The organism is Stutzerimonas marianensis (genome assembly GCF_022810315.1).
Taxonomy (GTDB): Bacteria; Pseudomonadota; Gammaproteobacteria; order Pseudomonadales; family Pseudomonadaceae; genus Stutzerimonas; species Stutzerimonas marianensis.
This window is the reverse complement of the sequence record NZ_JALGRD010000001.1, coordinates 17,532-30,790: the sequence shown is the minus strand read 5'-3', so window position 1 is coordinate 30,790 and position 13,259 is coordinate 17,532. Positions and strand designations below refer to the sequence as shown.

Here is a 13,259-nt window from a genome sequence, read left to right as displayed (position 1 = left end):
TGGGGTGGATCGGGGCGCGCTGTAGGCGCGTCACCCCATCCACCGCGACGACCGCAGCGGTTAGTTCGACTTCACCGCGTAATCCGGCTTCTTGTCGTTGCCCGGGATGTAGGGGCTCCACGGCTGGGCGCGGACCGGGCTTTCGGTTTCCCAGACCACCGAGAACTGGCCGTCCTCCTGGACCTCGCCGATCATTACCGGCTTGTGCAGGTGATGGTTCTTCTCGTCCATGGTCAGGGTGTAGCCGCTCGGCGCCTCGAAGGTCTGCCCGGCGAGGGCATCGCGCACCTTGTCCACCTCGGTGCTGCCGGCTTTCTCGACCGCCTGCGCCCACATGTGGATGCCGACGTAGGTGGCTTCCATCGGGTCGTTGGTCACCGCCTTGTCGGCGCCCGGCAGGTTCTGGGCCTTGGCGTAGGCCTTCCACTTGCTGACGAAGGCTTCGTTGACCGGGTTCTCCACCGACTGGAAGTAGTTCCAGGCGGCCAGGTGGCCGACCAGCGGCTTGGTGTCGATGCCGCGCAGCTCTTCCTCGCCGACCGAGAAGGCGACGACCGGAACGTCGGTGGCGTCCAGGCCCTGGTTGGCCAGCTCCTTGTAGAAGGGCACGTTGGAGTCGCCGTTGATGGTCGAGACCACGGCGGTCTTGCCGCCGGCGGAGAACTTCTTGATGTTGGCGACGATGGTCTGGTAATCGCTGTGGCCGAAGGGGGTGTAGACCTCTTCGATGCTGGATTCCGGCACGCCCTTGCTGATCAGGAAGGCGCGCAGGATCTTGTTGGTGGTGCGCGGGTAGACGTAGTCGGTACCGAGCAGGAAGAAGCGCTCGGCGCCGCCGCCGTCTTCGCTCATCAGGTACTCGACGGCCGGGATGGCCTGCTGGTTCGGCGCGGCGCCGGTGTAGAAGACGTTCGGCGACAGTTCCTCGCCTTCGTACTGCACCGGGTAGAACAGCAGGCCGTTGAGCTCTTCATAGACCGGCAGCACGGATTTGCGCGAAACCGAAGTCCAGCAACCAAAGGTCACCGCGACCTTGTCCTGGGTCAGCAGCTGACGGCCTTTCTCGGCGAACAGCGGCCAATTGGACGCTGGATCGACCACCACCGGCTCGAGCTGCTTGCCGAGCACGCCGCCCTTGGCGTTGATCTCGTCGATGGTCATCAGCGCCATGTCCTTGAGCGAGGTCTCGGAGATGGCCATGGTGCCGGACAGCGAATGCAGGATGCCGACCTTGATGGTTTCGGCGGCCTGCAGGGTGAAGGGGAACAGGCCCGTCAGTACCAGGGCACTGGCGGCGAGGGTGGACTTGATCAGAGGACGGCGTTTCATGGTGACGGCTCCTTGGCTGTCCGTGCGCGACGGTTGGGTGGGTCCTTGGGACTGGGGAGCCTCATCGCAGCATCCGTGCCAAGTCATCGGCAGGCCTTCTGCTTCGCTGCTTTGCGCGATTTTCGGAAATGCGCCGTAACGGGGCGCGAAGCGTCTATTGTCCGATAAGAGGGCGTCTGGCGAGGGCGTGGCGCAGGCGATGCACCGTTGTGGTGCCGTTTGGCCTGGAACGCTGGGCGAGCCGCCGGCGGGGGCCTGGCCACAGGCGCGGACCGTTGAGGCTTGCCGGTCGGCCGGCCGCGTCCTAGCATGGCCGCCCAGCTCCTGAACGCTCCGCCATGCCCCGTACCTCCAATCCTCGCTCACCGCGCCCTGCCGCGGTCCGCCCCTCGCCTCGTCGCGTCGCCAAGGCGCCACCGGCCGAGCCACGGCTGTTGTTGTTGAACAAACCGTTCGACGTGCTCACCCAGTTCAACGATGCCGACGGCCGCGCGACGCTGAAAGACTTCGTGTCGGTGCCGGGCGTCTACCCGGCCGGGCGGCTGGATCGCGACAGCGAAGGCCTTCTGCTGCTGACCAATGATGGCCGCTTGCAGGCGCGTATCGCCGATCCGAAGCACAAGTTGCCCAAAACCTACTGGGTGCAGGTAGAGGGCGAGGCCAGCGAGGCACAACTGCAGCAGCTACGTGAGGGGGTGACGCTCAATGATGGGCCGACGTTGCCCGCCGAGGCGCGCCGGCTGCAGGATCCGACGTTGTGGCCGCGCACCCCACCAGTGCGTTTTCGCAAGTCGGTACCGACCTGCTGGCTGGAGCTGATCATTCGCGAGGGCCGTAACCGTCAGGTCAGGCGTATGACCGCCGCCGTCGGGTTGCCAACGCTGCGGCTGGTGCGGGTACGCATCGGCCCCTGGGCGTTGGACGGCCTGCAGCCTGGCGAGTGGCGGGAAGTGCCGGCGACACTGTAGCCCGCTGGCAGGGCCCTAGTGCGGGATGCCCTGGCTGACTTCGATGATGTAGCCGATGATCGGCTTGGCGAGAAAGGCGAACAGGCACAGGCCAAGGCCCAGGAACAGGATGGCGGTGCCGAGCCGGCCGGCCTTGGACTTCTTGGCCAGGTCCCAGATGATGAACGCCATGAAGGCCATCAGGCCGCCGACCAGCGCGATCATCATCCACTTTTCGAATACTTCGGGCTCCACGGGGGTCTCCAGCTGACATCGATGAACAGGCACGCGGCGGACCGGTGCGAGCGCGGCAGTATACGCGCGCGTCTGGTTTCCCGGATGCCTGTAGCTTGGACGGCCAGCCTCACGAAGCGTTCTGGACCGGACGTCCGCGGTCGGCGGCGGGCCAGTTTGTCGCAGGCTCAATAGTGGGACTTGATGACCTCGATCCCTTTGATCAGGACAGCGCGCCAAGCTTGCAGGTCCGTCGGCGTGAGTTTGCCGTCGTGCCGGCCTATGGTCTGCAGCAGTGCCGTGAGCCAGAGGTCGTAGAGGTCGGGGCTGATATTCAGGTGTTCGCGCGAATGGCTTTTGCCGAGCGCCTGAAGCTTGGTGTCGGGCATGCCACGAGCGAAGAGCACCAGGTTCATGATGCCGGCACGCAGCAACTGCTTCTGGGCGGTCATGTCGGTGTTGGCGAACTTCGCACGCACGGCAGGCGAGCTGGCAAGAAAAGTGGCGTAGAAGTCATCGAAGAAGCCATCGCTGGCGCAGCAGCGACCATAGCTCTGCATGACACGGTCGGTCTCTTTCATGGGCGTTCCCTGCTGGAAGGTCTAGGGGCTGCACCTGCGGCGCAGCCAGAACTGCCCGACGGGCTTTGCCAGAGCGCCGCGCACCGGCCCGTCGGAACAGAAGGGTGCGGATTATAGGCAATAACCTTGCGAAAGGTGTGGTTTAGCGGCGTGCTCGCTGTCTCAGCTTCGCAAGTGCTCGAGCGGTAGCTCGGTGCTCGACGCCACCTGCCGCAGCACGAAGCTCGAACGCACGCTGGAAACGCCGTCGATGCGCGTCAGAGTGCCAAGCAGGAAGGCCTGGTAGTGCTCCATGTCAGGCACCACGACCTTGAGCTGGTAGTCGGCATCCATGCCGGTCACCAGGCTGCATTCGAGCACCTCCGGGCAGCCGGCGATGACACCTTCGAAGTGCTCGAAGCGGTCCGGGGTGTGCCGGTCCATGCCGATCAACACGTGTGCGGTCAGGGTCAGACCGAGTTTCCTGCGATCCAGCAGCGCGACCTGGCGGGCGATGTAGCCGTCGTCTTCGAGCTGTTTGACGCGCCGGGAGCAGGGGGAGGGCGACAGGCCGATGCGCTCGGCGAGGTCCTGGTTGGAGATCCGCGCGTCGCGTTGCAATTCTGCGAGGATGCGCAGGTCGTAGCGGTCGAGTTTGCTCATTCTCTGATTCTTGCGTGAGGTTGTTGCGCAGAACTATGCGCTCGTGATGATCGATTGCGCAATGGGTGGGTATATGAGCAATTTTCGCAATCTTCTGCCGGTATGAGGCGCGTAAGCTTTATTCAACTTCAGCCCCCGGCAGAACAGGCATGGCAAGGATCCCCGCCGTGCTTACCGAGAACCTTACCGAGGTCGACGGTCCGGGCCCCCGGCGCTCACGAGGCACCGAGAGAAGAAGCCGTTACCATCGGCCAGACGAATCGAAGAGACCACGCCCGGGCGTGGTCTTTTTCGTTTTGGGTGTTTTATGGTGGCTGAGGTTTCGGGGGAAACTCTATGCCGAGAGGGCTGATAGCTTGGTTTCGCCCTGCTGGGCGAGTTTCTTTTGGCACTCGCCCCAAAAGAAACCAAAAGGTCTGGCCCCTGCATCCGGGTCTCGCTTCGCGAGACTTCCCTCATTCCATCGCTGCTCCCGGGGTCGCCGCGCAAGGGCCATCCCTGGCCCTTCACGGCTCTCGCGGCATCCATGCCGCTCGCCCCTCTACGCAGCGATTCCATTCGGCCTCCTGAAAGGGGCGTTCGGAGTCGTATGCTGGTTTGGTCGTTAACTAACAAAATAACGAAGCGCTCCGTTATCAATCTTAGAGTTTTCAGACGACACGGACCCCAGTCCCCTTCAGGAGGCCGAGCGTAGGCGCTGCGCAGGGGGGCGCGAGGCATGGATGCCGAGCGAGGAGTGATGGGACATGGATGTCCCTTCGCGACGACCCCGGGAGCAGCGCCGGAGGGAGGGAAGTTTTGCGCAGCAAAACCCGAATGCTGGGGTGGCCTTCTTTTTGGTTACTTTTTCTTGGCCACTCAAGAAAAAGTTACTCGCCCAGCAGGGCGAAACCCGTGCTATCAGAGCGCGGGCTAATTGTGTGAGCACTGGGCGGGGCGCCGCACCTGCGCGCTTTACGCGAGGTTTATGGGTGCGGCCTAACCACCTCAAGCGGATCAGCATGCACCAGCACTTCCGCCCTCGGATACTTGGCGTGTATCGCCGCCTCAACCTGATCACACAAGGCGTGCGCCTCGATCAATGGCAGCTGCCCGGGCAGCTCCAGGTGCATCTGCACGAACCAGCGGGTGCCCGAAACCCGGGTCCGCAGGTCGTGGCAGCCGACCACCCCGGGAACGCCGCAGGCTAGCCGGCCCATGTCTTCGCTTACCTCGGGCGGCAGCTCGGTATCCATCAGCACCGCGCCGGCTTCGCGCACGATGCTCAGGGCGCTCCAGAAGATGTACAGCGCGATGGCGATGCCAAACACGGCGTCCAGGCGCTCCAGGCCATAGCCGGCGAGTACCAGGGCAACGAGGATGCTGGTGTTGAGCAGCAGGTCGGAGCGGTAGTGCAGCGAGTCGGCGCGGATGGCTGTCGAGCCGGTTTCGCGTACGACGTGTCGTTGATACAGCAGCAGCGCAATGGTCAGTACCAGCGACAGCAGCATCACCGCGATCCCCAGCGCTGGGGCCCCGAGGGGTTCGGGATGCAGCAGGCGGTCGATGCCCTGAACGCAGACAAGAATGGCGCTGACCGAGATGAAGGCGCCCTGGCCCAGCCCGGCCAGCGCCTCGGCCTTGCCATGGCCGTAACGGTGGTCCTCGTCGGCCGGGCGCAGCGAGTAGTGGACCGCCAGCAGGTTGAGCAGCGAGGCGGCGCCGTCGAGCAGTGAGTCGGTGAGGCCGGCCAGCAGGCTCACCGAGCCGCTCAGCCACCAGGCCAGCGCCTTGCACGCGGCCAGGGTCAGGGCCACGGCGAGCGCCAGGCGCGTGGCCCGGCGCATCAGCCGTGCGTGGTCGGCGCTGACGCCCTTGCGCCGTTCGCCGGCTTGCTGCATCAGGCGGCGGGGCGCAGGCCGAAGGCGGCCAGTTGCTCGACGCTGCCGGTGTGCTGGATCAGCCGCGGATCGTCCAGCGGCAGGCTGCGGCCGGTTTCCGCTTCGATGATGGCCTTGAGTTTGGCCTGGTCGACCACGCCGTCGGCGCCGATGGCTTCCTGGAGTTTTTCCGGCGCCATGGAGTAGTTGTCATCAGGCAGATAGATCGCACCGGTGGCGAAGTCGATGCCGAAGGCGATCAGCCCGGGGATGACGTAGAACAACAGGCCGATGGCGTTGGCTACGGCAATGGCCGGGTCGATCTTGCCGTCGATCTGCCCACGGCGGTCGGGGTAGAACAGCGTGCCGCAGGCGCTCAACTGGGTGAACAGGGAGACGGCCAGCACGCCGCCGATGACACGGGAACGAGTACGCATAGGGACCTCCTGGAAAAGTGGCGCAACTATACAAGGGCTGCGTGATGTTTTCGCGATATCAGACCGCTCGTCGTGCACTGATGTTCAGGCCGCGCGGCGAGGCCTACGGGAGCGCGACACCTTTTACCTAGACCTTACGTTTGGCTGACGATTCGCCAGCGGCGGCCCCCCGATAATCCGCGACGCCACAACCCCGTCGTCTTTCGGAGGCGTCTCATGCCCTGTTCCCGTTCACACGCAAGTTTCGTTGCCGCGCTCGCCCTCGTCCTCAGCTTTCCGGCGTTCGCTGCGCCACCCGGGCATGGTCCGGCGGCACACGGGCGGCCAGGCCCGGATTACCGTCACGTCCAGCCCGGACCACGCCACGGTCATGGACTGCCTGCCGGTGCACGTGAGTTATGGGTCGGCAGCATGCTCTACTTCGTCGCCGCCGGAACCTATTACCTGTGGAACGCCGATCGCAACCGCTACGAGCCGGCCAGCCCGCCGCCGGCGGTGCAGGTCGGGGAGGCCGGGCGTTACGACGTGATCGCCTACCCGGCCAAGGCCCAGAGCGCCGAGCAGCAGAGCCGAGACCGTTACGAATGCCACAGCTGGGCGGTGGGCCAGAGTGGCTTCGACCCGGCGACCGCGCAGTCCGCGCCGGCAGCAACCACGGCTGACACCTACCGGCGCGCGCTCAGCGCCTGCCTCACCGGGCGCGGTTACAGCGTCAACTGAGGCGATGCTTCAAACGGTCATGCGGCGAAAAAACAGGCTGAAGCGGTGCGTTTACAGGTCGTAAACTGCGCGCTTCCCTGTTCCGCGGGGTTCCGGTTGCAGTCTTCCGGCGCCCCGCCCATCGCGAGTGACCATGAATTCGCTGCCCATCGATGAAGCCTTGCCGGCGCTGCGCCGGGCCCTGCAGTCCCACGACGAGGCGGTCCTCGAGGCGCCGCCCGGTGCCGGCAAGACCACGCGCGTTCCGCTGGCGCTGCTGGGCGAGCCCTGGCTGGCCGGGCAGTCGATCCTGATGCTCGAGCCGCGCCGCCTGGCCGCTCGCGCGGCGGCCGAGCGCCTGGCGAGTGAGTTGGGCGAGACGGTCGGCGAGACCGTGGGCTACCGCATCCGCCTGGACAGCAAGGTCGGGCCGAACACCCGTATCGAGGTGGTCACCGAGGGCATCCTTGCGCGGCGCCTGCAGGACAATCCGGCGCTCGACGGCGTTGGCCTGGTGATCTTCGATGAGTTTCACGTTTTGCTAAATGCGCAGGAAGTCACATTGTCTTGTCAGAAAAGCCAGCCACGTCTCGCCTCAGGCTTTGGTTGCTGCCAGTAGGTGGAGTCGGGTAGGTGCTATTGCGCACTACTCAATCTCCTTGGCAGCAAAGCGCAATGCCGACCGCATCCACTCCGGCATCTTGCAGGCCCGGAGCTTCATCAGCTCTTCGCCGCTCAGCGCACTAACAATCTTGGAAACCACATTAGCGGACAGCCCTTCTTTCCCGATGTAGTAGAGAGCAGTAAGCGCCACACCTACCGTCGTGCCGGCGTGCTGCAAGCGGTCCTTGGATACGTGGCGGAGGCGAACCACCGCATTGCCAACCTTGATCTCGCGAGTAGATCCGCTGGTGTAAAAGGTCGGCAACACCTGCATCTGTGTGCTGAGGCCCAACCTCCGAACAGCCTCCGCGCCGTGTATCTGGATCGTCTCGCCGTTCGCCTTCGTGATGACCTCCACGACAGCCAGCGGACTCGGGCGCACCACCCTGCCGGTGTACTTGCTCATTTTGGGGCGCATGTAGACACCGCGAGCGACTCGCTCCAGCGTGCCTGATTGCACCAGCCTAGAAAGCGCTTTATTAATCGACGCACGGGAACCGACCTGCGCGAACACCGCGCCGGCAAATGGCCTCCCCTTTGGCATGTGCTTGACTCGATTTAAAATAGCTTGCGCGACGGACATATGAGCCCCAAAAAGTCAGAATCCACATATTTTCTGACGCCCACAAAAACTATAAGCCCTGCCAAAAACAGGACCTCCAGGCCAGCCACTGGGGACAGAGGGACAGCAAGATCAACACTCACTGTGCGGCCACGGAACCGGCCCCTCACACAGCCTCGCTGAGTAATCAGTCAGGTTCGACTAGAGCTCTCAACTCCTCACCAACCTTCTCCAGGAGCTGCTCAAAACTTTCAGGAGCTTCGGATCCAAGCAAGTAGGTCAGGGCCAAGAGGGTGACAGGGTGAGTGTCGAGCACCGTGCAGAGGCTATCGAGCTTTTCGAGAGTCGGGCTCGTTGCCCCGCGCTCCAGCATGCTGACGAAGGTACGACTGCTAACGAGCGAGAAATCTTCCTGTGCCAGCCCCCTACGCTGCCGCACGAGCCTCAACGCTTTCCCGAACGAATCCCGGACTTCCATTTTGCTGCTCCGCAAAATGGAACGATGAAGCGCGATTGAACAATATATGACTACAAAATATATTGTTCATCAATCAAGTACAATTATCATTAGGAGATTGGCGCGTGTTCAAAACCAGTCGGAATGCGGAACTGCTTCCTGGGCTCTCAACAGCGCCAGATGGCGTGCAGTTCTGGTCATATGTCGAGCTAGAGATGACCTGGCCCTGGTTCTACCTGCAGATCGTTGAGGACGATGGAAACGCGGCCTTTCGAAGCATGCTAATGGTTCCGTCGGTTCCATTGCTGGAACAGGTCATAGCTGCGCAGACCGAGCACGCCTGGCTGGAGCAGGCGTATCTTGTGAGTCCCGGGCATATGAACGAGGTGGGTCGCTGGTTGATGGAGCCGTTACTGGAGATCCTTTCAATTCGTGATGCACAAGGTAGCGAGCTTGGGCACCAGTACCGAGTGGAGGGAGATCGCACGTACTCAACCTCAGCGTGTCAGTCTCTCGGCAGTCGAATTAGTAAACACGTGATCTTCTCTGCTGCATTACATCTGCGAGGCTAACGCCCCACTTCCTACCCGTATCCATAGTCCCATCTGAACCGAGCTCAGTTGTCTTTCCAGAATTCGCTCCGCTGCACAAGGCCGAACTCATCGCCAGTCCTATCGGGATTCTCGTCGAACATGGTGTTGACCATACGCTCGCGGCGGAGACCACTCAGCGCTCGGAAAAAGCAGGCCTCACAGAGATGCACCTCATAACGCTCGCCATCATGCTTGGAGCCATACCCCCAATGAGCCTGAAGGGTTCCAAACTGGAAACCATGACCTTCAACGCGAGTACTCTGACAACACACATCACAGGTAATGTCTGCGACCGTTTCAGTCGGCAAAATAACAAAATGCTTCACGAACAGCACCTCCAGCGGTGACAGAGCCCTTGCCTGGCGACCTCTTCAATTTACCTGCAGACCGTCACCATTTACCCCAGGAGAGGGGCCCTTGGACGACATCCACCTTAAGTCAGTGTCCACTCAGCCCGGGACAGATCTCATAGCCTGGAAAGCAGGGCGTCATCGTTGCTCGGTACAAATCTAAAACTCGAAGCTCAATCCACACCTAAAGCCTTGATCACCGCATCGACGGGATCCGCGTAAAAACTCGTCTGAAACTTGGTGAACAGTTCTGGGGGGATGGTTGGCAGATCCACCGCGCTGCTCATAGGCAACGCGACCCGCTTGCCGCCCGCATCAAAAGCCACCTGCAGACACTCCGCAATGCTTTCCACTGGAGTGATGTTGCCTCCCAGGCTCATATCGCCCAGTACTACCATCTGCCCCTGGGCGGGGCGCCCCAGCAAGCCGGAGGCGAAAGCTACCAAGCTAGCGAGTGCCATGTGGGTCAGCGGACCAGTGTTTTGCAATTCCACCACATGCAGGTGGAAATCATGTTCTAGAACCCTGGCCGAGGCACTGATGCGCGAAGCATTTGCCTTGAAGTAGTCAAAGGCAATCTTCACCTGCTCCTTGGCAATGCTGGAATTCCAGAGGCCAGAGGTGGCGAGCTTTCCAGAGCCTTTGGTGACCTGTAGCTCAAGGCGGCCACTTTTAGCCCCGCTCTCTTAAGGCTTTCCAGTGCCCGCAGAGCGTCATCATAGGGACGCACGCTTGCCAGTTCCGCGTAGAGATCAAGCTCCAGAGTAGCAAGCTCAACGTTACCTAGTTGTGTACCAAACAGATTGGCGGCGCCGGCCAGCCCCACGTTTTGTGTCATCAATGTCCTGGCATCATCGGCCCTAGGTTGACGACCTCGGCTGCGTGCCTGTTTTAAGAGGTTGCGAAATGGCCGCCGCCGTTCACCGATTTGCAGGAGCGTGCCATAGACATCAAAAATTACGGCTTCTATCAAAACAGAGTACCTGCGCTTAGGCTTTTGCACGGTTCGGTATTCATCAAAATGAAGCGGCCGAGCATCGAACAATGGAGGCATAGGCTAGGCCAGCAGGCGGTATCTGCGCGAGCTACTTTTTCAGCAGCTCGCTTCAACATACATACGACCTGACATACCAGAGAACCTGACAGAAATGTAATGGTTACTTCAGCCTTTGGTCAGGACGCTTTGCATATATTGGCTGTCAGACGCTGCAAGCATTGAAAAACCGCAAATGTCCCTGCAATAGGCCAAGTTCGTCGCTAACCAATCCATAAGGTGCCCCGTATGTCCTCTCAGCAGTGCCATCACCAGCCCGACCAAACGAAAGGTACTGCAGCACTCACAGACCCCGTCTGCGGGATGAAGGTGGAAGAGGATAGCGAGCATCAAGAGCATTATCAGGGAAGCACTTACCGCTTCTGCAGCCAGGGTTGCCAGACCAAGTTTCGTTCCGACCCTGCTCGATATCTCGCTGCACCGCAGGCTCATGGGACCTCCTCTCGGGCATCTACCCCACCCGCACAGAAACCACCCGCCGGTGATGCAACGACAGAGTACACCTGCCCGATGCACCCTGAGATCCGCCAAATGGGTCCAGGTGATTGCCCTATCTGCGGGATGTCATTGGAACCTCTGATCCCTGAACTCGACGAGGAGGAGAATCCCGAACTCAAGGACTTCTCGAAGCGATTCTGGTGGTCTCTGCCCCTGACCGTAGCAGTAACCCTGTTGGCAATGGCGGGACATGCGATACCGCTGTTTCACGGCGCTAGCCAGAACTGGGTTGAACTAGCCCTTACGACCCCGGTTGTCTTGTGGGCAGGTTGGCCATTTTTCGTGCGCGGTTTCGCATCAGTTAAGCATCGCAGCCCAAACATGTGGACGTTGATCGGGCTTGGCACAGGGGCTGCGTATATTTACAGCATCGTAGCAACCGTCTTACCGAGCATATTTCCAGAGTCATTCACTGTGGGCGGCCGGATAGGCGTTTACTACGAAGCCGCAGCGGTCATCATTTCACTGACGCTTTTAGGTCAGCTGCTCGAACTGAAGGCCCGCTCTCAGACATCTTCCGCAATCAAGTCCCTGCTTGGCTTATCACCCAAAACAGCTCGCCGTATCGCCAAGGATGGTTCCGAGGAGGACATCCCGCTCACACATGTTCACGAGGGCGACCATCTGCGCGTTCGTCCTGGTGAAAAGGTACCCGTTGATGGAGAGGTGTTAGAGGGCGAGAGCGCCGTCGACGAATCCATGCTAACGGGCGAGCCGGTTCCGGTGACGAAGCGGACAGGCGATTCGCTTATCGGCGCGACGATGAACACGAGCGGCTCGCTTGTCATGCGAGCCACCAGGGTTGGCTCCGGGACTATGCTTTCACAAATCGTCCAGATGGTTGCGAATGCGCAACGCTCCAAAGCACCCATGCAGCGAATGGCGGACACGGTTGCGGGTTATTTCGTGCTGACGGTCATTGGTATCGCCTTGCTGACATTCTTTGCATGGGGCCTGTTTGGACCCGAGCAGGGCTGGGTATTCGGCCTGATCAATGCAGTTGCGGTTCTGATCATTGCTTGCCCTTGCGCACTTGGCCTTGCAACGCCTATGTCGATCATGGTTGCCACAGGCAAAGCGGCTGGAAGCGGAGTGCTTTTCAGAGACGCAGGCGCCATCGAGAACGTCCGTAAGGTAGACACGCTGATTGTCGATAAAACAGGAACCTTGACCGAGGGCCGACCTGTCTTCGATCGGGCCATAGGCGTCACGCCGTTTGACTCGCAGGAAGTCATCCGTTTGTCTGCCAGCTTGGATCAAGGTAGTGAGCATCCCCTAGCCCACGCGATCGTAGACCATGCCAGAAGCGAAGGTATCCAGCTGGCGAAGCCAGAGACCTTCGAGTCAGGGTCAGGTATCGGAGTCCGTGGTCTGGTGGAAGGCAAGCAGCTACAACTAGGCAACACCGCGCTTATGGAAGATGCGGGTGTGAGCGTCGAGCCGTTGAGAGATCAGGCAGAAAAAATGCGCGAGAGCGGTACCAGCATTGTGTACCTGGCTGTTGATGGGGCACTTGCCGGCTTGCTGGCCGTATCGGACCCAATCAAACCGACTTCCAAGGAAGCTGTAGCGCGGCTCCAAGCGGAGGGCGTGCAAGTCATCATGGCCACCGGCGACGGGCTTACCACTGCCCGCGCGGTGGCTCGTGAGCTATCGATCGATGAGGTGCATGGCGAAGTGAAGCCGCAGGACAAGGAGGCGCTGGTGGTTAAGCTACAAGCCCTAGGTAAAGTAGTCGCCATGGCAGGCGACGGAATAAATGATGCGCCGGCGCTCGCCAGGGCTGATGTCGGCATAGCGATGGGCACGGGCACTGACGTCGCCATGAACAGCGCCCAAGTTACGCTCGTTAAAGGTGACCTGATGGGGATACTGCGCGCGCGCACGCTTTCGGTGGCGACGGTTCGCAATATGCGTCAGAACCTTCTGTTTGCCTTTATGTACAATGGGTTGAGCATCCCGATTGCCGCAGGTCTGCTCTATCCGTTCTTCGGACTGTTGCTGTCTCCGATGATTGCTGCCCTAGCCATGAGCCTCAGCTCAGCATCGGTTGTGTTCAACGCACTCCGGCTCCGTCAAACGCGTGTAGTTTGAAGCCTGTCGGCTTAGGCTTAGGCTTCGGTTGCGAAGCGACCGAAGCCTCATTGATTGCTCATGAATTGCCCCGTAAGCTGGAAATATGAAGTCCTACATGCGCTCCTTCCTTGTCCTGCTGCTAGTGCTCGCGCTTCCGATCAACGGGATGGCGCAATTGCTCATGCCGGTTGGGTCGTCAGCGCATCACGTAATGCCTGATAGGGTAGGCATAGAGGCTATGGCAGCCAGCCACGCGTCGATGGCTGGCGTCAGCGGCG

At 61.0% G+C, this 13,259-nt stretch carries 15 protein-coding genes and 1 pseudogene; 5 read left to right on the top strand and 11 right to left on the bottom strand.

From position 1 onward, the window contains the following. Positions 1 to 60: 60 nt before the first annotated feature. Complete coding sequence (gene urtA / locus MST27_RS00160) at positions 61 to 1,329, bottom strand: urea ABC transporter substrate-binding protein (protein WP_243603990.1); 1,269 nt, start codon at positions 1,327 to 1,329, stop codon at positions 61 to 63. 338 nt (positions 1,330 to 1,667) lie between these two features. Between urtA and MST27_RS00155 the strand changes: the two genes are divergently transcribed. Next, the gene (locus MST27_RS00155; RefSeq protein ID WP_243603989.1) at positions 1,668 to 2,297 is read left to right on the top strand and encodes a pseudouridine synthase; all 630 of its coding nucleotides are present in this window, start codon (positions 1,668 to 1,670) and stop codon (positions 2,295 to 2,297) included. 15 nt (positions 2,298 to 2,312) lie between these two features. Here MST27_RS00155 and MST27_RS00150 read toward each other — a convergent pair whose 3' ends face one another. The 5 genes from MST27_RS00150 to MST27_RS00130 all read right to left on the bottom strand — a co-directional run bounded on the left by MST27_RS00150 (position 2,313) and on the right by MST27_RS00130 (position 6,029). Then, positions 2,313 to 2,531 (bottom strand): DUF2788 domain-containing protein, encoded by a 219-nt coding sequence (locus tag MST27_RS00150; RefSeq protein ID WP_243603988.1) that lies wholly within the window; start codon positions 2,529 to 2,531, stop codon positions 2,313 to 2,315. A gap of 167 nt (positions 2,532 to 2,698) precedes the next feature. Then, positions 2,699 to 3,091 (bottom strand): globin, encoded by a 393-nt coding sequence (locus MST27_RS00145; protein ID WP_243603987.1) that lies wholly within the window; start codon positions 3,089 to 3,091, stop codon positions 2,699 to 2,701. A gap of 162 nt (positions 3,092 to 3,253) precedes the next feature. Further along, positions 3,254 to 3,733: an Lrp/AsnC family transcriptional regulator gene (locus MST27_RS00140; protein ID WP_243603986.1), complete on the bottom strand. Its 480-nt coding sequence runs from the start codon at positions 3,731 to 3,733 to the stop codon at positions 3,254 to 3,256. A gap of 965 nt (positions 3,734 to 4,698) precedes the next feature. Beyond that, a complete protein-coding gene (locus tag MST27_RS00135; protein WP_243603985.1) occupies positions 4,699 to 5,613 on the bottom strand; it encodes a cation diffusion facilitator family transporter in 915 nt (304 codons plus the stop codon). After that, the gene (locus MST27_RS00130) at positions 5,613 to 6,029 is read right to left on the bottom strand and encodes a polyribonucleotide nucleotidyltransferase (protein ID WP_243603984.1); all 417 of its coding nucleotides are present in this window, start codon (positions 6,027 to 6,029) and stop codon (positions 5,613 to 5,615) included. The genes MST27_RS00135 and MST27_RS00130 overlap by 1 nt, the downstream gene beginning before the upstream one ends. Positions 6,030 to 6,245: 216 nt before the next feature. Here MST27_RS00130 and MST27_RS00125 point away from each other — a divergent pair, with 216 nt between their 5' ends. Further along, positions 6,246 to 6,749: a hypothetical protein gene (locus MST27_RS00125; RefSeq protein ID WP_243603983.1), complete on the top strand. Its 504-nt coding sequence runs from the start codon at positions 6,246 to 6,248 to the stop codon at positions 6,747 to 6,749. A 133-nt stretch (positions 6,750 to 6,882) separates the two neighbouring features. Then, positions 6,883 to 7,347 (top strand): DEAD/DEAH box helicase, encoded by a 465-nt coding sequence (locus MST27_RS00120; RefSeq protein WP_476756120.1) that lies wholly within the window; start codon positions 6,883 to 6,885, stop codon positions 7,345 to 7,347. 27 nt (positions 7,348 to 7,374) lie between these two features. Here MST27_RS00120 and MST27_RS00115 read toward each other — a convergent pair whose 3' ends face one another. Further along, positions 7,375 to 7,974 (bottom strand): DUF6088 family protein, encoded by a 600-nt coding sequence (locus MST27_RS00115; RefSeq protein ID WP_015275564.1) that lies wholly within the window; start codon positions 7,972 to 7,974, stop codon positions 7,375 to 7,377. Positions 7,975 to 8,140: 166 nt separating this feature from the next. Next, a complete protein-coding gene (locus MST27_RS00110) occupies positions 8,141 to 8,431 on the bottom strand; it encodes a helix-turn-helix domain-containing protein (protein ID WP_003292631.1) in 291 nt (96 codons plus the stop codon). A 104-nt stretch (positions 8,432 to 8,535) separates the two neighbouring features. Here MST27_RS00110 and MST27_RS00105 point away from each other — a divergent pair, with 104 nt between their 5' ends. After that, a complete protein-coding gene (locus tag MST27_RS00105; RefSeq protein ID WP_003292632.1) occupies positions 8,536 to 8,982 on the top strand; it encodes a hypothetical protein in 447 nt (148 codons plus the stop codon). A gap of 44 nt (positions 8,983 to 9,026) precedes the next feature. Here the strand turns inward: MST27_RS00105 and MST27_RS00100 are convergent, their stop codons facing one another. From MST27_RS00100 to MST27_RS00090, 3 genes and pseudogenes are all read right to left on the bottom strand, one after another. Further along, complete coding sequence (locus MST27_RS00100) at positions 9,027 to 9,335, bottom strand: hypothetical protein (RefSeq protein ID WP_230724517.1); 309 nt, start codon at positions 9,333 to 9,335, stop codon at positions 9,027 to 9,029. A gap of 191 nt (positions 9,336 to 9,526) precedes the next feature. Then, positions 9,527 to 9,955 (bottom strand): annotated as a pseudogene (locus tag MST27_RS00095) (S16 family serine protease); the annotation flags it as partial. Next, a complete protein-coding gene (locus tag MST27_RS00090) occupies positions 9,934 to 10,407 on the bottom strand; it encodes an HAD family hydrolase (RefSeq protein WP_230724332.1) in 474 nt (157 codons plus the stop codon). The gene MST27_RS00090 and the pseudogene MST27_RS00095, both read right to left, overlap by 22 nt. Positions 10,408 to 10,635: 228 nt before the next feature. On the opposite strand from MST27_RS00090, the gene MST27_RS00085 reads away from it, so the two are divergent. Continuing rightward, positions 10,636 to 12,999, top strand: a complete 2,364-nt coding sequence (locus MST27_RS00085) for a heavy metal translocating P-type ATPase (protein WP_081002777.1) — start codon at positions 10,636 to 10,638, stop codon at positions 12,997 to 12,999. Positions 13,000 to 13,259: the final 260 nt, after the last annotated feature.